Below are 23,402 nucleotides of genomic sequence, written 5' to 3' on the forward strand. Positions count from 1 at the left end.
GCGTGCAAATTCCGCTCATCGGCGCGGTCATAGCAACACCTGTCGAAGCGGCTGCCTCCACGTCGGGATCGAAGATGAACGCCAAGACACCAGACGTCAAGACGGCGTACCCCCCGACGACCACGATAACGATCAGAACGATCAGAATTGTTAGCGAACGTTTTTGTACCCGGGTCATCATCGTGTGCCACGCTAGCCCTTCCTATACGAACCGGAAGGAACCGATCGGTTTCGCACCGACTCGCGAAGTTCAGTGCTGGGCGTGATGGACGCGCCGCTTAATCGGCAGGCCACCCGTGGCAGAGAACGCGGCAATGAAGACACCGAGTCCGGCGAGGCCGGCCACGAAGAACGACACCACAGCCCAGAGCGTGCGCCCGACGCGGACGGCAAGCCCGATTAGGAGCGATGCCGCCACCACAGCGCACCCGCCGCTCCACTGCAACACCCGGGCGGTGTCGAACTGGTGCTGCTCCGCTCTCCTACGCCAACCGGGACCCAGAGAGCAGGTGTTCACGAACTGGTCATCTGTGCGTGTCACGATGACGTCCATGAGACGCTTCACGCCTGCGATGCTACGACTCGTCTTGGCTGTCGTCTGCGTCGTGGCGGTCCCCGCCGTTTACTCGATGGGGATGAGTTACGGGGCGGAGTATCTGGTGTGGGACCCCACCTACTCGACTTACTACTACGAGGAGCGTCCGGCCGGACTTGTCGTCATCGTGGTCGCGCTCGTGCTCTGCGCGGCCCTGGGCGCGGCCTCCGTTCTATTGGGTGTGAAGGGCATGGTCGCGTTCGTTAGGGCCTACCGTGTTCGGTATCGCCGGACCGGACTGCCCAACGCTCCAGCGTGAAGACCCACCCGGCCAACATCTGATCACCCTCGCGGGTGTCCGGGTACCCGATCGCGTAAGCAACCCCATCGTCGTCCGGTTCTGACGTCGGGCCCCACACCACATGCTCTACTGGTCGGCGCGTGTCCGCAGTGGTCTCTAGAGGCGCACGAGTAACTGATCCTGCGCAGGGTTCCCACCCGTTTCCGTCAACCCAGGTGACCTTCACATAGAGGGCATCAAGAGCAGTCACAATGCCCTCAACGACAACGGCCCCGTCGACGCCACCCTCGGCGTACTTATCAAAAATGAACGGGACCTCGTCGACACTCGCGTCGTGGAAGTACACCCGCCGATAAGGAACTGCCCATCGAGAGATGGACTCTCCGACGCTGATGACCTCACCGTCCTCGTCGAGTTCAGACAGGGTCGCGAGCACGCGGCAGGTCTCATTCATGGGGCACTCCGACACCGGGACTGCCCGCGCCGGCGGTGGACTGGTGCCGGTACAGGGACGCGCGGGACCACCCCACCAACGCGGCCGCCTCGGCGGCTGTCTTTCCCGCTGCTCTGGCCTGAGCCACGATCGCCAACTTCTCACCCACCACACCCGGGTCCGACTTCGGCCGCCCGAACCGGATCCCGGCCTCCCGAGCCACAGCGATGCCGGCGTTGACTCGTTCGACGATGAGTTCCCGTTCGTATTCCGCCAACGTGGCGAGCATGTTCAGCATCAGCCGGCCCGTCGACGTCGCAGGATCGATACCATCCGAGACAGACATCACCTGGATGCCGGCATCCCGGAGCCCATTCACGGTATTGAGGACATCAATCAGGGAGCGGCCAAGCCGGTCCACTCGCCAGACAGCCACGGTGTCACCCGGTTCGGCGTACTCGAGCAGGCGTCGCATCCCCGGACGCGACGCCGCCGTTTTACTGCCGGACATAACGTCGGAAAAGATGTCCCGCTTCTGCACCCCTATAGAGAGGAGCGAACCGATCTGGAGTTGCGGGTCCTGACCGGCGGTACTGACCCGTGTGTAACCGAGAAGCCTCACCCGCCCATCTTGTCCCGTAAAGTCCTCGCAGAGCTACTGAGACACGGGATGCTGTGAGATGACTTTCCGAGACGGTGGTGAACCTCGAAAATGCGGGGGAGGGAAGCGCCTGAATAACGCAGCCTCTTATGTCTTGAAAATCTTTAGTTTTTCGGGACGAGTGGCCCCTGTCGGAGACGAAGTCCACCTACCCTGTCGCTGTCTCCGGATCAGGGTAAGGGACGCCCGGTGTCGAGCCGGAGTCGCGACTCGCCCCGTCATTGGGGCTTCTGCTCGTTAGTACCGTTGCGATTCGTGTGAGCGTGCTCTGCTGTTGCTCGTTGAGCACGTCCGACGTGTACTCGCTAAACAGGCTCGCGGAACCGATCAGCTCGTAGGGCTGCGGACCATTCGAGAACTCGTCGAGCAACGGCTCAAACGATACGACGATGTTCTCGACGAGCGCGGAGATGTCCTGCTCAGTGCTCGTCGGTCCGAGCCGATCGAAACGCTCCGCGATGTCAGCTATGGACGGAGCGACCGTGGATCCGCTTATCCGCTCGTAGAAGCGCGCGAGAAATGGCATCCCCTCTTTTCCGACGAGGTGCGCCAGTAGTACCGATTGGTCGCGGTCGATTTTCGCGAGGTTCGGCGGTAGTCCCGTGGCTACGAAGACTGCGAGGAACGGAGCCAGCTCCGGGGGAAGGTCCGGGGCCGCGTCGTGGATGCGGAGATGGGCGATGAGGTTGCGTTGCTCTGTGAGACGTTCGATCTGCCCCGCAAACGCGGCGTCCAGCTCATCCAGCAGCCCTCCTTCATCTGGTGCCGCATCGTTGAGCAGATCGGGCATCCGATCCAGCGGTATCCCCAGCGAGGCGAGGCGCTTGATTCGAACGACCCGGATCAGGTCGTGCACGTCGTAGCTGCGATACCCATTGCGCCCACGGTCAGGTTCCGGCAACACGCCAACCTGGTGATAGTGGCGCAACGCCCGGACAGTGACCCCCGCGAGTCGCGCCAACTCTCCGCTATGCACTGTCAACCACCGCCGTCTCGCCGTTGCCGGCCTCTGCCGACTCGGGGTCCAGGTTATGCAGCGAGCGTGCGAACAAGCCGACGGCGACCGCGACCAGCCACACACTCACGAGAGCGATCGCCGCGACGTTCACGCCCGCGTACTCAGTGAGAACGGCGGCGGTCACGATCCCGACGGGTGGGGCGGCGGTCATGATCGCGTTCTGTGTGCCCATGATCCGTCCGCGCATCTGCTCGGGGATGCGCTCGATCATCAGCACTCCGATCAGGCTGCCGAAGAGTCCGCTGGACAGGCCGACGACGAATGCGCCGGCCAAGACCACCCACACGGAGGACAGGGTGGCGATGAGACCGAAGCCGAGGGTGCTACCGAGCAGCCCAGAGAGGAACCATGCGCGCCGTCGTCCGCGGGTGCCAGCGATCGCGTAAACCGTACCGCCGACCAGCATTCCAGCGGCCAGGGCGGTGAGGATGAAGCCGAGCATTCCGGGTTGCCCGACGAGCGTGAAGTAGACAGGCAGGATCAACCCTTGCAGGGAAGCAAGCACGATCACCGACGCGAGGCTCAGCACCGTGGTGACGATCAGGAATCGGCTACCAAGTAGCACCCGCCACCCGTCCCGGAGCGCGACCCAGCCGTTGCCCGTGACAGTGGCCGCAGCGCCGTCCGCGGTGACAACGGCACCGACGTGGTGCGGGATGAGCAACGTCAGCAGCGCCGCTGCCAATGATGTCGCCGCGGTTATCCACAGCACCGTGGACCCGTCGAACAGCACCATGAGCGTCCCTGCCGCCGCTGGGCCGAGCAGCAGCGCGACCGCGCCCAGGGCCTCGCGGACTCCCATGAGCCGTTCCGAAGCGATCCTGCTGTGGCGCACGATCGCGGGCAACAGGGCATCCCTAGCAGTCATGCCCGGCACATCTCCCAACGAACCGATGATGCCGAACAGGATGAACCAGCCCAGGCTCAGTCCCGAGAGCAGGTCGATCAGCGGCAACGCTGCGACCGACGCGGCCGAGACGAGATCGGTCACGACCGACGATGTGCGCCGGTTGATCCGGTCGATGACCACACCCATCAGCAGGCCCGCAAGCATGGCAGGGATCGCCGTTGCCGCGGCGACCGCACCAGCACCGAGGGCACTACCGGTGACCTGCAAGACAATCAGCGGCAGAGCAACGCCCGCGATCGAGTTGCCAAGCAGCGACAGTAAATAGGACGCCAGATACGCAACAGGAGTGAGCCTCATCGCTTCAGTACGAACCATGACGTAGGGGCAGGGTCAAGCGCCGCCGTCATTTGCCCTTCGAGCCGCCAACCTCTGTGACCGAATCACCGCCACATTCCGTGAACAACCACAGGTTGTGAGACATGACTCGCGGAAGTAGCTCGGCGGTAGGAGGACCGTCTCATGAACGGTCGTTCGCGAGGGCTCTATGGAAGACAGGCCATTTAGTCCCGATCCCGCGGGGGACGATTGGGCTTCGGGGCGGTGGGGGCCGAAAGAGGTGCAACGTCCAGCCGGCACTCCGCCCTCACGGCATGCGCTGCGCATCTTTGCGACGACTTGCCTCTCAGTCACGACATCATGAGGCGTATGAACGCACACGATCAGCACATGCCAGGCGAGGTCGTGCGTGGGCGTGTTGTGTCTATCGCGCTGCTCATAATGGGAGCCTTGCAACCAGTTGTCGTCGGCTCGTTGCCGTTCGCAGTCGTAGCGGCGGGGGTCGCAGTCGGGCTGAGCCTATGGCTACGATCTCTCGACGCGGCGGAGGCCAAGGATGCGATCATCCTGGTCGCTCTGCTCTACATCGTCAGCCTGGTTCCGGGCATTGGTCTGTGGCCGAGCGGGCCAGCGATTGCCATTGGGGTGACAGCGCTCATCTCGTGGAGAGCCGGCCGCCTCGCACGGTGGCGTGAATGGCTACGAGTCGGGCGGTTCGATGGACAGGCCTGGGCGACCATAGGAGCAGTGGCCGCCGTGAGTGTCGTTGCCCTCCTGCTCTGGCAAACCGTGTTCGACGGACAGCTGCCGACCACATACAGCGAGCTCGCCGGATCGGTGGCTGCCCAGGTTGCGGTGGCGGGCGCCGTCGGCTTCACCGTCTTGAACGGTGCGATCGAGGACAGCATCTTCTTCGGACTATTGCTGACACCCATGCTGCGGTACTTCCCACCTCGATCGGCTGTCGCTCTCACCGCTCTCGCATTCGGACTCGCACACCTCCACGGCGTTCCAAACGGGATCGTCGGCGTCCTGCTCGCCGGAACGTGGGCGCTGATGCTGGGCTACTTGCGCACCCGCACAGGAGGAATGCTGGCCACCTACCTCGCCCACGTCGTGGCCGATGCAACCATCGTTGCCATGCTGATCCCACCGCTGCTAACCATGTGAGGCTCCAGCCGCGCTGGCTCAAGAAGCCCTCCTCCTTGGGCGCCGAAGCGACGCGACAAACGCGACAATTACCGCCGCGCTTCACAGAGTTGCCGGAAACACGCCGATCGCCGCGGTGCAAAACCCCGTCGCGAAACCCGAACCGATGCAAAAACAAGTGGAGCCCTTTTGCATCATTTGATAGAATTGGTGGGGACCGAGGGGAGCCACCGTGGCCGAGTCGCAGATGAAGATCGAGCAGCAGTACCCGGAGCTGTTCGCGCAGCTCACCGACAAGCAGCGTCGCGCCGTCGTGCAATCCCTCGCCGCCGGCTGGCATGAGGGCTGGGAGCCCACGCGCGAGGACGTCGAGAACCTGACGGACTACGCGCGCGGCGCGATTGACGCGGCCGAGTACGACCGTCGTTCGGCGGCGGCAGCTCACCGCGCGGCCGAGGTGTCTCGACGCGCCGCCGGCGTCGTCGGCGCAGCCTGACGTGGCCGATCGGTTCGATACCTGGGAGTCGTATTTCTATCCCGAGACCATCAACGGTCTGAACGGCACTCTGCGCAACAAGTTCGATGAGCGCGACTTCTTCGAGCTGAAAGCTCGCGAGTACGGGCAGACGGCCCGTCGCGGGTTCGAGCTGGAAGCGGGGATGGTCGATATCCCTAAGACGTTCGACGCGGAGCACTTGAAGGCGATTCACCGGCACCTGTTCCAGGACGTGTACGAGTGGGCGGGGGAGTTCCGCACGGTCAACATGGGCAAGGGTCCGGGGCGCGACTTCGGCCACGTCGACGACGGGGAAGTGGGCCGCTACCTCTCCGAGGTGCACCAGCTCGCGACGTCGACCGACTGGGCCTCGATCAGCCGTAACGACTTCATTGCCACCAGCGCCACCGTGTTCGCGTACGTGAACCAGGCGCACCCGTTCCGCGAGGGCAACGGCAGGACGTCGAAGCAGTTCATGCACGACCTGGCCGAGGGCTCGCCGTTCCGGTTCGAGTTCGACCGGGTGACTCCCGAGCAGTGGAACCAGGCATCCGCTATGAGCCGTCCCGACATGTTCGCGTTCGCTCCTGACCCGTCGTCGCTCGTGCCGATCTTCAACGCGGTGAGTGTCGAGAAGCCATCCCTCGCGGCCGACCCTCTCGCAGACGTCCGAGCCGTCATCAGCGGCAGCTACCAACGGTCCCCGAAAGAAGCGACCAGGGGTGCGGGCCAGAGCGGCCAGCAGCCGCCCCGGGCCCGCCGTAGCGGCCCCGGCCACATGTCCGACCGGTTCCCCACGGCGGGGCTCGAGAGATGACGAACGTGATCGGCTACGCCCGCGTCTCCCGCCGGGAGCAGAACCCGGACGCGCAGGAGGCCGAGCTGCGCGCGGCCGGCGCTACCCGTGTGTTCGTCGACCACGGCGAGTCCAGTCGCATCGCTGCGCGCCCTCAGTGGGTCGCGTGCCTGGATTACCTCCGCGAGGGCGACACTCTTTTGGTGCGTCGCCTCGACCGTCTCGGCGGCAGCGAACGGATCATCCTCGACACGTTGAACGAGCTGCGCGAACGCGGCATCGACATTCGCTCTCTGACCGAACCGCAGATCGACACGACGACCCCGACGGGCCGTGCTCTGTTCGGGATCGTTGCGGTGTTCGCGGAGCTGCGCGTCGACACGATTCGGGAGAACACGCAGCGCGGCATGGATCATGCCCGCGCCCAGGGGAAGCTGATTGGCCGACCGTCGAAGCTGAGCGCTGACCAGCTCTCCGAGCTGCGCCGTATGCGCGAGGAGGACGGGTCGAGTTTCGCCTACATCGGGAAGGTGCTCGGCGTCGACAAGTCGACCGCCTCCCGTGCCTACGCGGAGCTGTCTCGTTTTGCTGACACTCAGGAGCCGGCAGGTTCGCGGTGAAGCTCACCGGCAGCGAGCTGCGAACGGTCATCGACGAGTTGCAGAGCGCATGGCAAGCACACGGCGACGCCGATTCTCTCTACCAACCCGCGGCGCGGCGGGATCAGCGGTTCACGGGAGAGGACGCCGCGCGGGTCGCCATCGTGCACGGCTGGGCGCGGCACTTGCATGAGACGGCGAGGGCGGCGGCTCTTCTTCTCGATAACCGGATGACCAACGCTGCGCTTCCTCTCGTCCGCCAGATGTTCGAGTGCGCCCTGACCGCTGTGTGGGTCGTTCAGAGCAAGGATCAGCACGGGGTACGCGCGATCATTCGCGAGCACTCCCGTAGCCGCAGAGCGTTCGCGATCGACGCTCACAAGGCGGCGTCACCGACGTTCCGAGAGTCGGCGGATGACATTGCCGATAGCGAGCTCGCTCATGACTTGGCGACGTCGGACAGCTCGCGTCAGTTCCGCGATATCTGCCTCGATCTTTCGCCCGGTGGCGTTGACGCCTACATCTACTACCGAGTCATGTCGAGCTATAGCCATGCGTCCCTGGCAGTCACGGACCTGTACTACAAGGCCGCCGACCCGGGCAGCGGTGCGATGCCCTATCGCCTTGCTGAACCCCGCGCCGCGATACCCGCCGACACGTTGCTCTATTTTGTCGCAGTAACACTCGTCTGGGGTGCTCGCGCGTACACCTACACAAGCCGAGATCACACGCACCGCAGCGTCATCCGTCGTGCAGCCCACACCCTCCAAGTGAACAGCGAAATCCAGCTCAGCGACCACTACCGGCGTCGCCATGCAAAGCCCCGGACGACGAGATAGCTCTCGGCCTTCCGGATGTCATCATCACTCTTTCCCGGTCCCCTTGATACATGCCGTCCTTCACAGCGCAGCACCCCGTCAAGGGTGCGGCCTGCCGCATCACGGAGTGACGCGAAGCGCCCCTGACGAGGTGTCGGGGTGTGACGCGATCTCGGGCATCAGGCGGGGCGAGTTCGACCGCCCCTCGCCGCGCCGGCTGCACTCCCGTCTGGTGGAACGCGCGCGGTCCGCTCGCCGATGGGAGCGAGGTGACGGTCGAGGCATGAGCCGGACCAGAGGGCAGGATGGGAGCATGCGCATCGTCGGCGGAGTCGTGCTCCTGATCGTGGCGACGGCGGTCGGCCTCTTCGGCCCCTTCGCCTTTCTCGTCACCGGACTCGACTGGACGTTCTCCAAGCCCGACACCGTTCTCGAGGACTCCCCCCGCTGGGACGCCGAGCGGCTGTGGCACGTGCAGTTCGGGGTTGCCGCGCTGGTCGTCTGGCTGCTGCTGGCTGTCGGTGCGTATCTCGTCCTGTTCCACGGGCGCGCACGCAAACGCCCGGTACTCGCGGGCGTTCTGACCGGTGCGAGCGCACTCGTCGTGCTCGGGGCGACGGCCGCGGCACTCTCCTCGCCGCACAACTTCTGAGCGCGTCCACGTCGCGCCGCTCGGGGCCACGTGCGAGGATCATCGAACGGTGCAGCGGAGGAGATTCGGGATGATCAGTTCTCCGCGCAAGCTCGCCCTCTCTCTGATCGCCGGAGGGGTGCTCGCTCTCGTGGCGGGCACCGTGCTCGGCGTCACGACCGGTGTGGCTCTGCTCGGGATGACGGGACAAGTGCTCGGCACATGGTTCAGCTATGTGCCGATCTTCTCGGAACCGACCCCGCGACCCATGCCGGCGCTGGAGCCGCTCTTGCCTGCTGTGGGGCTCGTCGCCGGCATCACGCTTTTCCTCGGGGGCTGGGTGGCGATCATTCGAGGTGCCGCGCACGGCTGGCCCGCGAGGTTCGATCGCTCAACTCTCTGAGCTGATGCCGACCGCGTCCGCTCCGGTCGGGCTACGCCGCCGCGAGCTGGGGAGCGACGCGGGTGATACGGGCGCGCAGCTCGGCCACCGTTTCGTCGAAGGCTTCGATGCTGCCCGCTCGTGCGGGGTCGCGGATGGACCAGTGCACGTCGTCTCGTCCCCGCATCCGTTCGTGGGCGTGGTCGCAGACGCTGATCAGGAAGTCGCCGGGACGCGCGACCTCGTCGACCGAACGAGGGGTCGCGTCCGCCTCGAGGGGGATGCCGTGGCGAGCGGCGGCGGCCACCGCGCCGGGATTCACCCGATCGGCGGGACGGGTGCCCGCGGACGCGGCCGGAATGGAGCTGTGCGCAGTCCAGATGGCCTGCGCGAGTTGCGAGCGCGCGGAGTTGGCGGTGCAGACGAAGACCACCCGGCCTCCCACTTTCCGCGGTCCCAGGGCGAGCGCCGAGAACGCTTCGGGGATGAGCTGGAGGTAGCTGCGTCGACCGTCGGATTCCGATCGGACACGTCGCGCGATGCCGCGAGATTCCAAGACGTTGGCGTGGAAGGCGACCAGATTCGACTTCATCCCCAGGGCTGCCGCGATCTCGCTCGACGACATGTCGCCGATGGAGAGCAGGTCGACGATCTGCAGGCGTCCCGGATCCGCGAGGGCAGCGAAGGCATCCGCGCGCCGTTGAAGGTCGTCCATTATGCACCTCAGGGTCGCACTTGTCAGCGGGCAGCGCCAAGTGGTTTAGCTCAGTAATCTTTGAGCGACCGCAGCGGGCCGGGCGCCCCCCAAGTCTTCGCCCGCTGCGGTCCCACCGGCGCCAAGAGTCACAGGGAGTCTCGCATGGGTATCGGAACCGGCGCGCTGGTGTCCACCACCCGCCGCGCCCGCGACAACGAACACACCCGCGTGTGAGCACCGTAACGCGACGCGACCGCAGCCGCGGCTCCGAACGGGAGGCCCTCTCGGCCCTTCTCGGCGAGGTGTTCGGGGGGCGATACCGGCTGCTGGAGCCCCTCGGACTCGACGACGGATCGCGCGCCTTCCGCGCGCGCGACGACATCCTCGCGCGCGACGTCGCCGTGAAGATCTTCCGCGCCGACCCGCGCGATGCTTCCGATCCACCGCGCCGCCTTGCCGCCGCTCACGTGCTCACCGGGCTCGATCACCCGTCTCTGGTGACCCTCTACGACGCGCACCTCGGGCGCGACGGCCGTGGGTTTCTCGTCATGGAGCTCATCAAGGGGCCCACTCTGCGACAGCACTTCGACCAGAACGGTCCTCTCCCCTCCGAGGCGGCCGCGGGGGTGCTCCGGGATATCGCACGTGGCCTCGCCGTTGTCCACGAGGCGGGCATCGTCCACCAGCGCCTCCGCTCGTCGAACACGCTCCTTCGGCCTCTGCGAGACGGCAGTCGGCCTTTCGCCGCGGTCCTCTCCGACTTCGGCGTGACGGACCTCCTGGAGCGCGCGGCACGAGCGGACGGGCTCGACCTCGCCGTCGACACGGCGGAGTACCTTCCCCCGGAACGGGTCCACGGCGAAGGCGCCCGACCTGCCTCCGACATCTACTCGCTCGGCCTTCTGATGCTCGAGGCGCTGACCGCGGAGCGCCCCCTTTCCGGCGGACTGGTGCAGGACCTCCTTCTCGACCCTCTGGCGTATGACCCGGAGATCCCCACGACGTTCGGGTACGGCTGGGAACTGCTGCTCACCGCCATGACGGCCCGTGACCCCGACGCACGCCCCACCGCGTCGGAGGTCGCGGCCCTGGCGGCCGAACTGCACGACCTCCCCGAGCCGACGCCGGCAACGGTGATCACCACGGACAGTCCGGAGCCGGTGCCGGCACTTCGAGCCGTGCGTCAGACGCGCGACGTCGTCGCGCGGAAGCGTCGACCCGCGCTCTGGACGTGGGTCACCCACTACCACTAGCCGACGCCTCACGGATTGCACGCGTCGCACGCGGCGGGATCGGCCACCTCCACCGGTCGCCGGCGTTCCCGCCGTTCCGGACACCGCGGGCACCCGTCCACGTCGAGCCGTACCTGCGACGTCGCGTTGCCGCAGGCGCCGCACGGCAGTCCGCGCACCACACCCACCGGACCGAAACCGGGGCACCCGCACCCCGGGCAGAGGCGAGTGAGGCGTGCCGCGAGCAGCCACGACAGCCGCCGAAGCGTTCGTCGTCGCCCCGGGTTCATGTGCGCGCGCAGATCCGGCTCGAGCTCCACCGGACCTCGACGGACGAGGGCGAGGAGGGCCGTGGCATCCTGAATCCCCTTCGTCATGCCCTCGCCGGTGTACGCCACGACGGCCTGATGGGGGAACCCCACGCGGTGGAGATACCGCTGTGCCTCGCTCTCGGTGCGCACCATGCGCCGCGGCGCGATGTGCACGTGCTGGCGGATGCCATGACGCACGCGCATGCCGCGTTCGAGGTCGACGAACACGGCGAGCTCCTCGTGCACCATCGGGCCGAAGCCGCTCAGCGCGGGGGAGAACGACGCCTCGGTCGCGAGACCCGTCGTCGTCCCGAGTTCGGCAGCCGCCCCGCGGGCCTTGGCCGTCGCCGCCTCTTCCGGAGTGAGCAGCCGCGGCACGTCGCGCGTGAACGTCCCGAGGGCGTCGGTGTCGAGCGCCACCGTGGGGGCGACCCACGCGCCGAGCCACCGTCGGAACGCGGGCGCGAACGCCGCCTCTTTCCCGTGGACGGTGCCGATCGCCACCGTGGTCCCGTCGAACGGCGAGGGAGCGCCCATCACACGAAGTAGTCGGCGCGGCTCACCGCGGTGGGCGAGACGAACATCACGCCGGCCGTGCGCTCCAGAAGGGGACGGATGCCGGCGACGATCCCGTCCGCGCGCTCGGGAGCGACGACCGTCACCAGCAGCGTGAGGGCGTCGTGGTCGTTGAACAGCAGGCGACCGCCGCGCGAGCCGTGGTGTCCGACGCCGGCCACACCGGTGATCGCGGTGTAGCCGCGGGCACCGAGCGACTGCATCAGTGCGGAGACCTCGGCGACGTCGTCGCTCGCGACGACCACCTCGATCTTGGTCATCGGGGTCAGTTCGGACGTGCTCATGAGCGGTGCGCCTTCGTGGTGGTCTCGTGGTGGAGGACGGGGATGCCGGGGGTCCCGGCCGTGTCGAGGTCGTCGAGCTGCCAGCCGTAGCGGCCCCAGCGCATCCAGGGCGCGTTCTCGCCGGCGCGCACCCGAAGGGTGATCCAGCGGTGAGTGACGAGGGTGCGGACGACCTCGGAGGCCTCGACGATCGCGTTGACGCGCTCGATCGGCGCCTGCACGAACACCTGAAGGCGCACGGGCTCGTGCCGGGCCTCGTGGCCGACGCCCACCGACTGCCAGGGCAGACCGATCCGCACGTCGCCGCTGTAGCCCGAAAGCACTCCCACGGTTCCGACGACGTTGTGCAGCGGCTTGGGGCCCGCGCCGAAGCGGTCGGGAGCGACCGTCGAGGCGGCGTACTGCGCGTTGATCCACTGCGCCACGATCATGGGCGCGGTGAGGATCGTCTCGAGCCCCGACCCGTCCGGGTCGGCGGCGGCCTCGTAGCTGTGCAGGAACGCCCGCCGCTCGAGGTCGAGCCCGGCCGTGATCGCCCGTGGCCCGACGATGAAGACCGCGTTGCCCGCGAGCCCCCACTCGGCGTACGACTCCGCCCAGTCGGCGGACCGCCGCTCGGTGTCGCGCACCGCTCCGGCCGCGTCGCTTCCCCCGGGGAGGCTCGCGCTGCGCTCGGTGGTGTTCGCCACCCGCGCGGTCTCGAGGCACTGCCCGAGCTCGAGCACGATCGTCTCGTGCGTGGCGGGCACCGTCCACGGTTCGAGGAGCGTGACCTCGTCGGTCACGGTGTCCATCTGCGCGGCGAGGAACAGCGTGTCCGCGGGGATCCGGATGCCACGCGCGGCCAGCGCCAGGCGCGTCTCGGGGTCGTTGAAGATCATCGCCGCGGCACGGGCGTTCGGCTCGCCCTCGTGCCCCCCGCACGCTCCGCACTGCAGGCTTGACGCGAACGGATTGTTCGTGACCGTCGCGCCGTGGCCGCACAGCAGCACGATTGGCGCGAAGTCGTCGACGAGGCCCATCATCCGCAGCGCCGTCTCGGCGTACAGGACGCGTTCCTCGAGCGAGAAGACGACGTCGGCGTCCACGTGGGTGGACGGCTTCGCGGGCCTGACCATCTCGACGAGCGCGCGCCATCCTTCCGGGGCGAGCGTCCGCATCGCGGAGGCCGCGCCGATCACCCAGCCCGCGGTCTCGGCGAACGCGAAGGGCGTGACCGGCGACTCCTTCAGCGCGTCGAGCGTGGCATCCCGTTCTCCCTCCGCGATCCGGCGCTGCCGCCACCGGTCGAGGGCGTCGCGCTCGACGGACGACTCGGTGATCGCGACCCGCGGGGTCAGCAGGACGGGGCACGAGGCGACCTCGGCGGACCCGTCCGCGGGGCGGAACGAGATCGGCACCGCGAAGAAGCCGGCGAAGCCGAGCGTCTCGACGGGGCCCGCCGCCTCGAGGTGGCGCCGGAAGCTTTCGGACCGCGTGTCGATGCAGAACACGGCCTGGGCGAGCGGGCGGCCGGTCCGTTCGTCTCCCCGCGCGGGCGCGAGCGCGCGGGCCACGCCGCGCTCGTATGCCTCCTGCCAGACGGCGAGCCTGGTCGCAGGGGTGACCAGGGCGAGCGTGCGGCCCACGACCGCGCGGGTGGCGGGGTCGGACGGGTCGGCGCCCAGCGCGAGCGTGACCGTGCCGATCCGCGCCTTGTCGTCGGGCGCGGTCTGCGCCGACGCGGGGAGAGTGGCGTCGGCCGGGAGCAGGAGGCGCTCGAGCGTGACCCGGATGGCGACGAGCGAGGTGAGATCGATCCCCCGCGAGCTGTCCGTGAAGTGCCGGACGAGCGCCGACCAGCCGGGCTGTGCGAGCACGTGCGCCCGCAGGAAGTCCTCGGCCGCCGAGCCCGCGAGCTGCCAGCGGTCGAGGGCGACCCCGATCGCGCTCGCCGCATCGGCGGGGGTGTTCCGGATGCCACGCCGCACGTGCCGCGAGAGCGTCGGGTCGACCGCTGCGAGGCGCCGCCAGCCGGTCCACATGCCGTCGCGCCGCACGGGCCCCGTCCACGCGCCCTCGCCGAGGGTGGCGGTGAGCCACCGCGCGGTGAGGTCGTCGATGCGCGCGTGGACGCGGGGCGAGAGGGCGCTCGCCGGGGTGGGGAGCGAGGAGCCGGGGGCCATCGGGGGCGAGACGAGCAGGTCCTGCCGCAGAACCTCGGCGACCGTGGTGGCGACCTGACCGACCATGAGGGTGTCGGTCGCGCGCGCCTCAGCGACCGTGAACCGGAGGGCGGCGATCAGGTCGCCCGACGAGATGCGCTCTTGCTCGTGCAGCTCGCGGAAGCGCTCTTCGGGCAGCGTGAGCAGGATGCCATGGTCGCGGGCGATCTGTCCGAGAGCGTCTTCCCAGTCGAGGTTCTCGTAGCTGGCGACGGGGTTGCGGGCGATGAAGGTCTCGAGCGGGAAGTGCGGCGAGATCGTGCGGCCGGCGGCGGCGACCCAGCCCCGGATGGTGGCCGGTGAAGGAGGAGCAGTGGTGGTCATCAGACTCTCCGGTACTCGAGGGGGTCGCCGGCGGACGCCGGAGCCCAGGACGGGGTGGGGGCGGGGAGCGGCGGTCGGCCCCACGCGAGGGCGAGGGCGAAGATCCGGTCGGAGACCGGTCCCGTGGAGCGGATGAGGAGGAGGGATGCCACGGCGATGACGAAGACCGCCACGGCGACGCCCCACGGCAGCGCCGTCGTCCCGCTGACGGGGACCAGCGCCTCCGCTCCCGGGAAGACCACGGCCACGTACCCGACGACCGCGATCGACAGCGTGAGGAGCAGCGCCGCTCGCGTCGGGACGCGCGCCGAGGACGCGCCGATCCGCGCCCCCGCGACGGCGGCGGTCGTGACCGCGAAGAGGAGGAGGACCGCGGTCGGGTGCGCGAAGGCGTCGCTGCCGATGAGGGCGATCGCGGCGGTCCCCACGACGAGCAGTGCGCCCACGACCCGCCCCGTCCGCGGGGTGGTGGACCGGGGGAGGGCCCGGGCCCGAAGCGCGTGTTCCACCGCGGAGCCGGCCCCGAGGAACAGGCTCGCCTTGAAGAGCGCGTGTCCGATGACGTGCACGAACGCGAGTCCGTAGGCGCCGAGCGCGCACGCGAGGAGCAGGAAGCCCATCTGTGCCGCGGTGGAGTGCACCAGCCGCCCCTTGACGTCGGCGCGGGTGAGCATCGCAAGCGTCGCGATGAGGAGCGTGATCGCCCCGGCGATTCCGGCGATCCAGGGACCCACTGTCGAGGGGACGGGGGAGAACCGCAGGAGGAGCAGAGCGCCCGCGTTCACGAATCCCGCGTGGAGGAGGGCGGAGACGGGAGTGGTCGTCGCGGCGGTGGCCGGGAGCCAGCCGTGCAGCGGGAACGATCCCGCCCGGGCGATCGCGGCGATCGCGACGAGTGCGCTGACGGCGGCCGCGGCGACGCCGTCGAGGCTGCCGAGGGCGGCGAGCGAGATCGACCCGGTCGAGGCTGTGGCGACGACGACGGCCGTCCAGAGCGCCGCGTCGCCGAGGAGGAGTGCCGCAGCGCTCTGCCGGACGGCGACGCGCGTCTGCGGACCCGAGCCCCCCGAGGCGATCAGGGCGACCGTGCTGAGCGTCGCCAGGGTCCATCCGACGGCCAGCAGCACGACGTCGTCCGCGGCGATGGCGGTCGTCGATCCGAGTGCCGCGAGCGACGAGAGGGCGAAGAAGCTGCGCGAGCGCGGGTCGCCGCGCAGGTGGCGGCTCGCGTACACCTGCACGACGACGGTGAGGGCGACGATGAGCAGCGCGAGCGCGGCGCCGGCCACGTCGCTGCGGTCGGCGAGGGCGCCCGCCAGGCCGAGCGTGGCGAGAGCCGCCGCGGCGACCCCGGGCCAGACGGCGAGCGAGCCTGGAGTGCGGTGACGCGCGGCATCCGGCAGGAGGGCGGCGACGACCGCGGCGAGGAGCGCGGCCGTCAGGAGCGGGGCGATCGGTGACATGCGCAGCATGTTACATGCAATGAAATGCGTGTGTCAAAACGCAGGCAATAAATAACACGTTCTTGAGTTCCGGTAGCGCCGATCACTAGGCTGTGGAGATGAACACCTGGACGTTCCTGACGAACCACGCCCACGTGTTCATCTACGTCTCCCGCGACCCGGGTGCCCGCGTCCGCGAGATCGCGGATGCCGTGGGCATCACTGAGCGCACGGCGCACGGCATCCTGGCCGACCTCGTCGACGCCGGCTACCTCAAGCGCGAGAAGGAGGGCCGGCGCAATCGCTACGAGTGCGTCGAGGACCTTCCGCTCCGCCACCCCGTCGAGAGCGACCACCCCGTGGGGGCGCTGCTGCAGGCTCTGCGGGGCTGAAGATCCGCGCGATCACAGCCCACAGCCCGCAGCCCGCAGCCGCTGCCGCGGGCGCGCTGCGAAGCGCGGGTGGCGGGGTTGACTCCTGTCGGGAACGAGGTGAGAAGACACTGGATGTCACGTAGCTCGTGAGGTTTCCAGTGGCCCGGGGCAACTTTGTGGTGATACTTTCCTGGCGACCCTTCGCGCGCAGGGTTTTACGCGTATCAGGGTGCTGACAGATCACGATTCCGAGGGATCGTCCTCTTCACCCCGATGTGCGGCGTGGACTCCGCGACATGGCCGAACGGCGCGACGGGATGGTTTTCACCTGCGAGGGTGGGGCTTCGTCGGCCGGGGTCGACGTCGCGTCGCGCGGTGGCAGCGTGGACGAGCCACTCGGGTACGGGCAGGAACTGCCAGTCGTTAGAGGATCCGTCTCGCCGGAGCTTCGCCTCTTTGCCGCGGCGTACGCCTACCCGCACCCAGGTCTCGCTGTCGCTTCCGACGGCATCACCGAGTCGAAGCTTGTGGTCGTCAGGCATAGCTCATCCACCCGGCATCACTTGGGTTTGACCGGTATCCGCTCAAACTCTTCGCGACATGTCGCGCAACGCGGCTTGTGCTCATGGTCTGCGGTCGGCACGAACCAGTGTCCGCACATCGCCTGCACCGCTTCGCCGTGTACGGATGCGTAGGCGATGTTGTCCCTTCGCGCGTAGTGAGCTATCGTGCCCAGGCGGACCTCGCCCGGCCGTGCGTCAGGTCCGACCTCACCGGACTCCGCGACGGCTCGTGCCGACGTGATCGTATCCTCCGTCAGAACCGTCCAGTGCGAAACCGCGTTGTCCTGGAGGGGGGCAGTCGTCCAGGTCTCGAACTGAGGGTCGATGGCGCTCTTCACGATGATGGACGCCTGTTCGCACAGGCGCGGGCTCTCCCAGTCCGCAGGCACGATCTCCACGACGAGCTCGTGGGCGACAGTTCCGTCCACATCGGTATGCACGACCATCATGGCCAAGGTCAGCAGTTCGCGACCCGAAGGGGAGAGCACAACGACGTCGTACGAGTTCTCGGGATCGTTGAGCGCGGTGTTCAGGAGCACGAGGGCAGTCAGGTGAAGCTGCAGCTTCCACGCGTCGCGGCGAGAGATCTTGTCCTCAACGGCTTCCACCTTGAAGTCCTCGGCCTGGGGAAGAAATCCATCGGAGCCGCCCCGACACCGGCGAGCGAACTCCGTGTAGAAATCCTCCGGTGATCCAGCTCGGTGATAGCCAGCGGCGCCGAGCCACGCCGTCTTCACCCCGGCCTTTTCGATGATGACGGCGGCGCCGCGCCATCGCGCCGAGTAGGTCTGCTTGAACCATTGATGGTCGTTGACTGCGCTGATGGTCTCGCGGAGGGTCCCACGGTCGTCGTCCCCAGCGAACTGTTCGTCGAAGGCGTGAACGAGCGGATGACGGAGCAGTGCGAGCGGTGGCAACAATCTGAGGTGTCGGCTGATGGCTGAGTCGGTGGTGTCCCCGGCCACCGCCTTCTGGGCAAGGACACGCAGCTCGCGAACGTTGTCGAAGTCTGCCGGCGTGGTCCACCCGGACGACAGATCCTCGGCAGCGCATTGCAATGTCACTCGCCGGCTACGCCCCATGACACCAGCATACGAACGTTGCCGACGCCAGAATCAGTCGAACTCGTCTAGCACTAGGTCGTCGAGGTCGTCGGTGTGCGCCGCGGCCTCAGCCATCCGCTTCTGCGTGGCAAGCATGCGGGCTCGGTACGCGACAAGGTCCGTTGCAGCAATGCGCCGGTCGCGTGCCCCTACGACATGATGCGCAAGCGCCCCGGAGTCGAGAATCTTGTAGAGATGAGTCCGGCTTACGCCCAGGAGCTTGGCTGCCTCGGACGGCGTGAAGTCGTCCTTCTCTGTCATGACGAAGGTGTCCTGGCCGCCACGGAGCGCATGCGACAGCGTCTCGAGAGTGGCTCGCAGAGGGCCGTCAGGGAGACGGTCGTAGCTTTCCTCGAGGATGTCGATCTCGGTTGTGGGCACGCGGGAAGCGTCGAGCCTAGGCATGGAAGATTCCTCTAATCCTGTGGCGGATGCGCGGAAGGCCGCTGGAGGATGCGGCGGGTGGGGTGATGCGGCGGACTGCTGGTTTTTACCGTCGTCGACGAATGCGCATGACCCAAGTGTCACATATGACACGAATTCCGTCAAATAGGCCATCCAGGCCGACCTGCATCCGTGGGCGTGTCCATCATGCATCTCAGCCGCGTCCGTATGGATCGCTGCATGGTTACCAACCTAGATCCAGATGTCACATATGACGCGTCAAGAATATTCTCTGCTATGCTAGATTCATGACAAACGCTGAGGCCCGTGGGGAGCTGCTCGAAGCCCTCCGCCTTTCGCGTGGACTGACCCAGACGGAGGTGGCTGCGGTGACCGGTATCTCGCAGGCCTCGCTGTCGAAGGCAGAGTCTGGGGCCGACCTCGACGAAGAGAAATGGGATGCACTTGCTGACCTGCTCGGGGTTCCGGTGTCCGCGTTCGCAGGGGTGACGTCCTCGGCTGCCCCCGCCCGCATCTTCCACCGCAAACTCAAGAGCACGCCAAAGGCGGCGGTGACAAAGGTCGCCGCCGAGCTCTCGCTCGTCCGGCTTCGCGTGCGCGACCTCATGGGTCAGCAGCGCACCACGCTGACCCTCCACGATCTCGACGACGGCTTCATCACGCCCCAGGAGGTTGCGCAGGACGTTCGGGAGGAACTCGGGCTCGGTGCTGGGCCTATTAAGAACCTCGTCGCCGTTCTCGAAGACGCCGGCGTGCTCGTGCTCCGCTGGCCGCTGGAGACGATTCAAGTTGACGCCATCGCCTCCTGGCAGGACGGTGAGGTGCCGGTCATCCTCGTCGGCGAGCACGTCCCCGCAGATCGACAAAGGTTCACTGTCGCTCACGAGCTCGGTCACGCGGTGATGCACGATTCTGAGGCCAACGCACCGCAGGAGAAGGAGGCCGACGCGTTCGCCGCCGAGTTCCTCGTCCCGGCCGCCTCTCTTGCGACGGAATGGCCAAGTCCCGCGACCCTTGAAACGCTCCTCCCGCTGAAGAAGCGCTGGGGTGTCTCGCTTGCCGCGCTCATCCGCCGCGGTCGTGACACCGACCTACTTACCGAAGATGAGTACCGCACGTGGAGCATCCAGCTGAGCACCAGCGGGATGCATCGCCGCGAACCCGACCCTACGGAGCGCGAAAACCCGACCGCGCTCGAAACCGCCATCCGCAAGAGCATCGACGCCGGCGCGAGCGTCGATGAACTTGCAAGCAGTGCCTTCATGTTCCCGCGCGAGTTCAGGCATACCTTCCTGCAGGAGTCATCATGATGTTCACTGTCATCGAAAACCCCAACACCGCCCCCTCCAGCGCGTTCCTCGCGCCGCGCTCCGTCGAAGTCGGTGATGCGCTTGCGCTGCTCGCAAACCGTCAGTTCCACGTGTGCGGCGTCAACATGCGTTATGAAGCCGGGCTCATCCGCGCTTTCGCCGGAGGCGCGTTCCTAGTTGGGAGGGACGCCCCGAAGTTCGCCCAGCAAATCCGGCGCGCGAACCCCAACCTGCCCGTCATCATCGAGCCCCTTGCGCTGAGTACTCACTGGGCCACAGAGGACGAGCCGTTCCTGCGCCGCGGAAGCGACAACACGTTCCAGCTGTCACTTGATGCCGAACTCGACTGGCAGCGGATGGACAGCGATCTCGCCATCACCCCGACGGGTCAGATCCGCAAGAACGACTCCGCCGCCCTCAAGGCTGCACTGCGCGAGGCCAACAAGCTCGACCGCGCCGATTTGCTGTTCGCGATCCCCGTCGCCGCGGGATGGCTGAGCGAGCCGCAGCTCACGAAGCAACTCATCGCCGTAATCAACCGCAGCCGCCACCCCGTTCTTCTTACGTTCACCGACCCCACCAACCCGGTCGGCAGCATGTCTCGTGCCCGCGCGTACCGTCAGATCTTCCAGGAGGCTACCGTCCCCGTCCTTGCGTACCGAGCCGACCTCGTCGGGTTCGACGCGCTCGCCCACGGTGCCATCGCCTCTGCTATCGGGTCGTATCCGAAGCTGCGGCGCCTCACGCCAGTCGGCGGACGAGGCGGTGCCATCGACCGTGAAGACATGTCGCCGCACATGATGATCACTGACATGCTGCGGATTGTTCGGTCCACACACATGCGTCGCGACTGGTTCGCTGGCGTCAACCCCATTCACTGTTTCTGCAGCATCTGCCGCGGTGAAGCCCTCGACCGCCTGCACGGCGAAGAGCCCGAACGTCGCATCGGGCACAACCACAACGTCGTCTCGCTCGACAGCCTCTATTCGCTTTACATCGACCTCGACGAGCCTGGCCGGCGAGCACTTTGGGCTCGTCAGGTAGCCGGAGCGCTCGACACCTACCCGCAGCTCGAGTCGCACATTGGTCGCCCACTCAAGGTTGACAACATCCTCGAAAAGGTGTGGGCGACGACGTCCTAGCCGAGGAGGTCGCGGTGCCGGCCATACACGAGCTCCGCGAATCGCCATCGCGCTGAGGACCAGCGCTCGGCGACGAAGGTTGCAGGCGCTAGCAGACGGCGGCCGTCGGCATCGATGAAACCGATCCCGTAGTGGGATGCTTCCGTGAGCGCGAGAGCGTTCGCAGCGCGTGAGGAATGCACCGTGCGCGGACCGTAGCCCGCCAACCGATGCGCGACGGAGCATCCGCGCTGGAGAGTCGCGGAGGAGATCTCGATGCCGAGGACGTCTACGACCGCGCCGATGCGGCGTCGCGCCCAAAGACCCCCGTCGGGGTCGCTGATGACAGTGGCAGCAGCCGACGAAGTGGGGTTGCGAAGTACGCGCTCGAAACGGGGGTCCACGGGCCCGATGCAGTCCGTGGGGAGGGTGAGGAGCGCGGCGAGGAGAAACTCGTTCGCAAACGCCCCAACGTTCGCGTCAATTCGCGCCTCATGCTCGCCAGGGTCCACGGTGTAGGTCACCGTCAGCTCCGCGCCGTCGAACACCCCCATGTGCCGGAACGCCTGACGAGATGCGCCGGGAACCTCCAACACCTCAAGCATCGGCGAGCTCCTGAGCTGCCCGCCAAAATGAGTGCGGCAGCCGACGGAACCGGACGGGCTCCGTCCTGACCTGACGTTCCAATCTCTCCATCAGTCCCACTCCTTCCAGGGTGACGAGGATACGCTGCACCGCCGACTGCCCGAGCTCGAGCTCCCTCTGCAACCTTTGCGAGTCGACGACGTCGTCCCCGTGGCTGATGACCCCCGCGACCCGCAACATATGCACGTTATTGAACAACAGCTTGGACCTAGCAGCGACGCTACCACTCACGCGGTTAGTGTAACCCGAAACCCGGGTTGCGAGTTACATGAAATGCCGGTGCCACCGCGCGCCCTCGGCTCGTCCAAGATCTGGGATTGACTTGAAGCATTGCGAATGCAGCAAGTGCGCATCCCCGACAATTTCGGCTCCGCGGTTGCGCCCTCGTCCGGCGAGCGCTAACGTGCAACCAAATGGTTAAACAAAATCTCCTCAACGACGCCGACATCGACCGCGTCTTCCATGCGCTCGCCGACGCGACGCGTCGCGACATCGTGCGACGCACGCTCATCGCGGAGCAGTCGGTGTCGGAGCTCGCGGCGGGGTACGCCATGTCGTTCGCCGCCGTGTCGAAGCACATCTCCGTGCTGGCCGAGGCGCGGCTCATCACCAAACGCGCGGAGGGAAGGGTGCGGCTCGTGCGTGCCGATCCCGCCGCGCTCGCGCGGGCGCAAGAACTGCTCCGTTCCTACGAAGATCTCTGGCGGGGCCGCATCGACCGGCTTGACGCCCTGTTGGCCGAACCCGCGCCCGCGAGGCCCGGCCGCGAAGACGCCGGGGACCCGGCATCCGTCCCTCCACCTGTGAACTGAACCGACGAAGGAGTCCGTCATGCCCGTCACATCCGTCGAGAGCGACGCCGAAGCGCTCACCATGACCCTGATCGCCGACTTCCCCGTCGGTCCCGAGCGGCTCTGGACCGTGTTCACCGACCCGCGTCAGCTCGAGCGCTTCTGGGGACCTCCCGGCTGGCCCGCCACCTTCGCCTCGTTCGACTTCGAACCGGGCGGCCGTGCCCGCTACTCGATGGCCAGTCCGACCGGCGAGATCGCCCGCGGCAGCTGGGAGTTCGTCGACATCGACGCTCCGCGGGGCTTCGAGGTCGTGGATTCGTTCGTCGACGAGGAGGGCGACCCGATCGAGGGGATGCCCGCGATGCGCATGACCTTCGCGTTCGACGAGACCGATACGGGGTCCCGCCTGACGAACATCACGTACTTCGACTCGCTCGACGCACTCGAGCAGCTCACCGCAATGGGCGCCGTCGAGGGTGCCACGCTCGCCATGAACCAGCTCGACGCGGTGCTCGTGGGGCTGCGGGAGTTCGCGCAGGGGAAGGGCACGCGGCTCGAGATCCTCGACGACCAGCACGTGCGTATCACGCGGGTCATCGACGGCCCGCGCGAGCTCGTCTGGCGTGCGCACACCGACCCCGACCTCATGCGGCGATGGATGCTCGGCCCCGACGGCTGGCGTATGAGTGTCAGCGAGGTCGACGTCTCGGTCGGAGGGACCTATCGCATCGCCTGGGAACCCGAAGAGGGCACCGAGGGCGAGCCGTTCGGGTTCGACGGCGAGACGCTGCTCATCGACGAGCCGCGCCGCATCGTGCAGACCGAGCACATGACCGGCACCGACTACCCCTCCACGACCAACGACCTCTCGTTCTACGAGGAGGACGGCGCGACCCTGGTCACGCTGCTCATCGAGTATCCGGATGCCGCCACCCGCGACGCCGTCCTCGCCACGGGCATGGTCGAGGGGATGGAGCAGAGCTTCCAGCGGATGGAGCGCGTGGTCATCGGG

General features: G+C 67.3%; 28 protein-coding genes. 13 read left to right on the plus strand and 15 right to left on the minus strand.

What is annotated here, in order from left to right:
* The 6 genes from P2P98_RS12965 to P2P98_RS12990 form a co-directional block, all read right to left on the minus strand.
* On the minus strand, positions 1-181 hold a 181-nt coding region (locus tag P2P98_RS12965; RefSeq protein ID WP_275800334.1), incomplete at its 3' end, for a hypothetical protein.
* Positions 182-250: 69 nt separating this feature from the next.
* Positions 251-565, minus strand: a complete 315-nt coding sequence (locus tag P2P98_RS12970) for a hypothetical protein (RefSeq protein ID WP_275800336.1) — start codon at positions 563-565, stop codon at positions 251-253.
* A gap of 233 nt (positions 566-798) precedes the next feature.
* On the minus strand, positions 799-1,290 hold the full coding sequence (locus P2P98_RS12975; RefSeq protein WP_275800338.1) for a hypothetical protein: 492 nt from the start codon (positions 1,288-1,290) through the stop codon (positions 799-801).
* Positions 1,283-1,891, minus strand: a complete 609-nt coding sequence (locus P2P98_RS12980; protein ID WP_275800340.1) for a recombinase family protein — start codon at positions 1,889-1,891, stop codon at positions 1,283-1,285. Before P2P98_RS12980 ends, P2P98_RS12975 begins: the two co-directional genes overlap by 8 nt.
* Positions 1,892-2,078: 187 nt before the next feature.
* Positions 2,079-3,011 carry a MerR family DNA-binding transcriptional regulator gene (locus tag P2P98_RS12985; protein ID WP_345799721.1) on the minus strand — a complete coding sequence of 311 codons (933 nt, stop codon included), beginning with the start codon at positions 3,009-3,011 and terminating at the stop codon, positions 2,079-2,081.
* Positions 2,899-4,155, minus strand: coding sequence for an MFS transporter (locus tag P2P98_RS12990; RefSeq protein ID WP_275800344.1), 1,257 nt, complete (start codon positions 4,153-4,155; stop codon positions 2,899-2,901). The genes P2P98_RS12985 and P2P98_RS12990 overlap by 113 nt, the downstream gene beginning before the upstream one ends.
* 348 nt (positions 4,156-4,503) lie before the next feature.
* Between P2P98_RS12990 and P2P98_RS12995 the strand changes: the two genes are divergently transcribed.
* The 7 genes from P2P98_RS12995 to P2P98_RS13025 all read left to right on the plus strand — a co-directional run bounded on the left by P2P98_RS12995 (position 4,504) and on the right by P2P98_RS13025 (position 9,026).
* Complete coding sequence (locus P2P98_RS12995; protein WP_275800346.1) at positions 4,504-5,304, plus strand: CPBP family intramembrane glutamic endopeptidase; 801 nt, start codon at positions 4,504-4,506, stop codon at positions 5,302-5,304.
* A gap of 211 nt (positions 5,305-5,515) precedes the next feature.
* On the plus strand, positions 5,516-5,779 hold the full coding sequence (locus P2P98_RS13000; RefSeq protein WP_275800348.1) for a hypothetical protein: 264 nt from the start codon (positions 5,516-5,518) through the stop codon (positions 5,777-5,779).
* 1 nt (position 5,780) lies between these two features.
* Positions 5,781-6,596, plus strand: a complete 816-nt coding sequence (locus tag P2P98_RS13005) for a Fic family protein (protein ID WP_275800350.1) — start codon at positions 5,781-5,783, stop codon at positions 6,594-6,596.
* Complete coding sequence (locus P2P98_RS13010; protein WP_275800352.1) at positions 6,593-7,195, plus strand: recombinase family protein; 603 nt, start codon at positions 6,593-6,595, stop codon at positions 7,193-7,195. The genes P2P98_RS13005 and P2P98_RS13010 overlap by 4 nt, the downstream gene beginning before the upstream one ends.
* A complete protein-coding gene (locus tag P2P98_RS13015) occupies positions 7,192-8,013 on the plus strand; it encodes a DUF5677 domain-containing protein (protein WP_275800354.1) in 822 nt (273 codons plus the stop codon). The genes P2P98_RS13010 and P2P98_RS13015 overlap by 4 nt, the downstream gene beginning before the upstream one ends.
* A 292-nt stretch (positions 8,014-8,305) precedes the next feature.
* On the plus strand, positions 8,306-8,644 hold the full coding sequence (locus P2P98_RS13020) for a hypothetical protein (protein ID WP_275800355.1): 339 nt from the start codon (positions 8,306-8,308) through the stop codon (positions 8,642-8,644).
* 70 nt (positions 8,645-8,714) lie between these two features.
* Positions 8,715-9,026 carry a hypothetical protein gene (locus P2P98_RS13025; protein WP_275800357.1) on the plus strand — a complete coding sequence of 104 codons (312 nt, stop codon included), beginning with the start codon at positions 8,715-8,717 and terminating at the stop codon, positions 9,024-9,026.
* A 31-nt stretch (positions 9,027-9,057) separates the two neighbouring features.
* Here the strand turns inward: P2P98_RS13025 and P2P98_RS13030 are convergent, their stop codons facing one another.
* Positions 9,058-9,720 carry an ArsR family transcriptional regulator gene (locus P2P98_RS13030; RefSeq protein WP_275800359.1) on the minus strand — a complete coding sequence of 221 codons (663 nt, stop codon included), beginning with the start codon at positions 9,718-9,720 and terminating at the stop codon, positions 9,058-9,060.
* A 212-nt stretch (positions 9,721-9,932) separates the two neighbouring features.
* On the opposite strand from P2P98_RS13030, the gene P2P98_RS13035 reads away from it, so the two are divergent.
* Positions 9,933-10,955 carry a serine/threonine-protein kinase gene (locus P2P98_RS13035; RefSeq protein WP_275800361.1) on the plus strand — a complete coding sequence of 341 codons (1,023 nt, stop codon included), beginning with the start codon at positions 9,933-9,935 and terminating at the stop codon, positions 10,953-10,955.
* An 8-nt stretch (positions 10,956-10,963) separates the two neighbouring features.
* Here the strand turns inward: P2P98_RS13035 and P2P98_RS13040 are convergent, their stop codons facing one another.
* The 4 genes from P2P98_RS13040 to P2P98_RS13055 are packed head-to-tail and all read right to left on the minus strand — an operon-like array spanning position 10,964 to position 16,096.
* Positions 10,964-11,782, minus strand: coding sequence for a DUF6671 family protein (locus tag P2P98_RS13040; protein ID WP_275800363.1), 819 nt, complete (start codon positions 11,780-11,782; stop codon positions 10,964-10,966).
* Positions 11,782-12,105 (minus strand): hypothetical protein, encoded by a 324-nt coding sequence (locus tag P2P98_RS13045; RefSeq protein ID WP_058595311.1) that lies wholly within the window; start codon positions 12,103-12,105, stop codon positions 11,782-11,784. Before P2P98_RS13045 ends, P2P98_RS13040 begins: the two co-directional genes overlap by 1 nt.
* On the minus strand, positions 12,102-14,633 hold the full coding sequence (locus P2P98_RS13050) for a DUF2309 domain-containing protein (RefSeq protein ID WP_275800365.1): 2,532 nt from the start codon (positions 14,631-14,633) through the stop codon (positions 12,102-12,104). Before P2P98_RS13050 ends, P2P98_RS13045 begins: the two co-directional genes overlap by 4 nt.
* Positions 14,633-16,096, minus strand: coding sequence for a proton-conducting transporter membrane subunit (locus tag P2P98_RS13055; protein ID WP_275800367.1), 1,464 nt, complete (start codon positions 16,094-16,096; stop codon positions 14,633-14,635). The genes P2P98_RS13050 and P2P98_RS13055 overlap by 1 nt, the downstream gene beginning before the upstream one ends.
* A 98-nt stretch (positions 16,097-16,194) precedes the next feature.
* Between P2P98_RS13055 and P2P98_RS13060 the strand changes: the two genes are divergently transcribed.
* Entirely contained in the window at positions 16,195-16,467 is a 273-nt protein-coding gene (locus P2P98_RS13060) for a winged helix-turn-helix domain-containing protein (protein ID WP_058597146.1), read from the plus strand.
* Positions 16,468-17,008: 541 nt separating this feature from the next.
* On the opposite strand, the gene P2P98_RS13065 is transcribed toward P2P98_RS13060, so the two are convergent.
* A complete protein-coding gene (locus tag P2P98_RS13065; protein ID WP_275800369.1) occupies positions 17,009-18,094 on the minus strand; it encodes a DUF3039 domain-containing protein in 1,086 nt (361 codons plus the stop codon).
* 33 nt (positions 18,095-18,127) lie between these two features.
* Positions 18,128-18,520: a helix-turn-helix domain-containing protein gene (locus tag P2P98_RS13070; RefSeq protein WP_275800370.1), complete on the minus strand. Its 393-nt coding sequence runs from the start codon at positions 18,518-18,520 to the stop codon at positions 18,128-18,130.
* A 287-nt stretch (positions 18,521-18,807) separates the two neighbouring features.
* Here P2P98_RS13070 and P2P98_RS13075 point away from each other — a divergent pair, with 287 nt between their 5' ends.
* Both P2P98_RS13075 and P2P98_RS13080 read left to right on the plus strand, forming a co-directional pair.
* Complete coding sequence (locus P2P98_RS13075; RefSeq protein ID WP_275800372.1) at positions 18,808-19,830, plus strand: XRE family transcriptional regulator; 1,023 nt, start codon at positions 18,808-18,810, stop codon at positions 19,828-19,830.
* Positions 19,827-20,972: a hypothetical protein gene (locus P2P98_RS13080; RefSeq protein ID WP_275800373.1), complete on the plus strand. Its 1,146-nt coding sequence runs from the start codon at positions 19,827-19,829 to the stop codon at positions 20,970-20,972. Before P2P98_RS13075 ends, P2P98_RS13080 begins: the two co-directional genes overlap by 4 nt.
* Here the strand turns inward: P2P98_RS13080 and P2P98_RS13085 are convergent.
* Complete coding sequence (locus P2P98_RS13085) at positions 20,969-21,556, minus strand: hypothetical protein (RefSeq protein ID WP_275800374.1); 588 nt, start codon at positions 21,554-21,556, stop codon at positions 20,969-20,971. The genes P2P98_RS13080 and P2P98_RS13085 overlap by 4 nt on opposite strands.
* On the minus strand, positions 21,549-21,827 hold the full coding sequence (locus P2P98_RS13090; protein ID WP_275800376.1) for a hypothetical protein: 279 nt from the start codon (positions 21,825-21,827) through the stop codon (positions 21,549-21,551). The genes P2P98_RS13085 and P2P98_RS13090 overlap by 8 nt, the downstream gene beginning before the upstream one ends.
* Positions 21,828-22,009: 182 nt before the next feature.
* Here P2P98_RS13090 and P2P98_RS13095 point away from each other — a divergent pair, with 182 nt between their 5' ends.
* Together P2P98_RS13095 and P2P98_RS13100 are read left to right on the plus strand one after the other, a co-directional pair.
* Positions 22,010-22,408, plus strand: coding sequence for a metalloregulator ArsR/SmtB family transcription factor (locus P2P98_RS13095; protein WP_275800378.1), 399 nt, complete (start codon positions 22,010-22,012; stop codon positions 22,406-22,408).
* Between the two features lie 19 nt (positions 22,409-22,427).
* The coding region (locus P2P98_RS13100; RefSeq protein WP_275800380.1) for an SRPBCC family protein at positions 22,428-23,402 on the plus strand (975 nt) is incomplete at its 3' end.

Origin of the sequence: Microbacterium sp. Kw_RZR3 (assembly GCF_029222405.1) — a bacterium.
Classification (GTDB): domain Bacteria; phylum Actinomycetota; class Actinomycetes; order Actinomycetales; family Microbacteriaceae; genus Microbacterium.

Coding starts and splice junctions, on each gene's coding strand:
- P2P98_RS13070 (WP_275800370.1), bottom strand. CDS start 18,520: ATGCCTAGGCTCGACGCTTCCCGCGTGCCCACAACCGAGATCGACATC.
- P2P98_RS13075 (WP_275800372.1), top strand. CDS start 18,808: ATGACAAACGCTGAGGCCCGTGGGGAGCTGCTCGAAGCCCTCCGCCTT.
- P2P98_RS13060 (WP_058597146.1), top strand. CDS start 16,195: ATGAACACCTGGACGTTCCTGACGAACCACGCCCACGTGTTCATCTAC.
- P2P98_RS13020 (WP_275800355.1), top strand. CDS start 8,306: ATGCGCATCGTCGGCGGAGTCGTGCTCCTGATCGTGGCGACGGCGGTC.
- P2P98_RS13065 (WP_275800369.1), bottom strand. CDS start 18,094: ATGGGGCGTAGCCGGCGAGTGACATTGCAATGCGCTGCCGAGGATCTG.
- P2P98_RS13030 (WP_275800359.1), bottom strand. CDS start 9,720: ATGGACGACCTTCAACGGCGCGCGGATGCCTTCGCTGCCCTCGCGGAT.
- P2P98_RS13025 (WP_275800357.1), top strand. CDS start 8,715: ATGATCAGTTCTCCGCGCAAGCTCGCCCTCTCTCTGATCGCCGGAGGG.
- P2P98_RS13050 (WP_275800365.1), bottom strand. CDS start 14,633: ATGACCACCACTGCTCCTCCTTCACCGGCCACCATCCGGGGCTGGGTC.
- P2P98_RS13040 (WP_275800363.1), bottom strand. CDS start 11,782: ATGGGCGCTCCCTCGCCGTTCGACGGGACCACGGTGGCGATCGGCACC.
- P2P98_RS12995 (WP_275800346.1), top strand. CDS start 4,504: ATGAACGCACACGATCAGCACATGCCAGGCGAGGTCGTGCGTGGGCGT.
- P2P98_RS13045 (WP_058595311.1), bottom strand. CDS start 12,105: ATGAGCACGTCCGAACTGACCCCGATGACCAAGATCGAGGTGGTCGTC.
- P2P98_RS13080 (WP_275800373.1), top strand. CDS start 19,827: ATGATGTTCACTGTCATCGAAAACCCCAACACCGCCCCCTCCAGCGCG.
- P2P98_RS13010 (WP_275800352.1), top strand. CDS start 6,593: ATGACGAACGTGATCGGCTACGCCCGCGTCTCCCGCCGGGAGCAGAAC.
- P2P98_RS13085 (WP_275800374.1), bottom strand. CDS start 21,556: ATGCTTGAGGTGTTGGAGGTTCCCGGCGCATCTCGTCAGGCGTTCCGG.
- P2P98_RS12990 (WP_275800344.1), bottom strand. CDS start 4,155: ATGAGGCTCACTCCTGTTGCGTATCTGGCGTCCTATTTACTGTCGCTG.
- P2P98_RS12975 (WP_275800338.1), bottom strand. CDS start 1,290: ATGAATGAGACCTGCCGCGTGCTCGCGACCCTGTCTGAACTCGACGAG.
- P2P98_RS13095 (WP_275800378.1), top strand. CDS start 22,010: ATGGTTAAACAAAATCTCCTCAACGACGCCGACATCGACCGCGTCTTC.
- P2P98_RS13055 (WP_275800367.1), bottom strand. CDS start 16,096: ATGTCACCGATCGCCCCGCTCCTGACGGCCGCGCTCCTCGCCGCGGTC.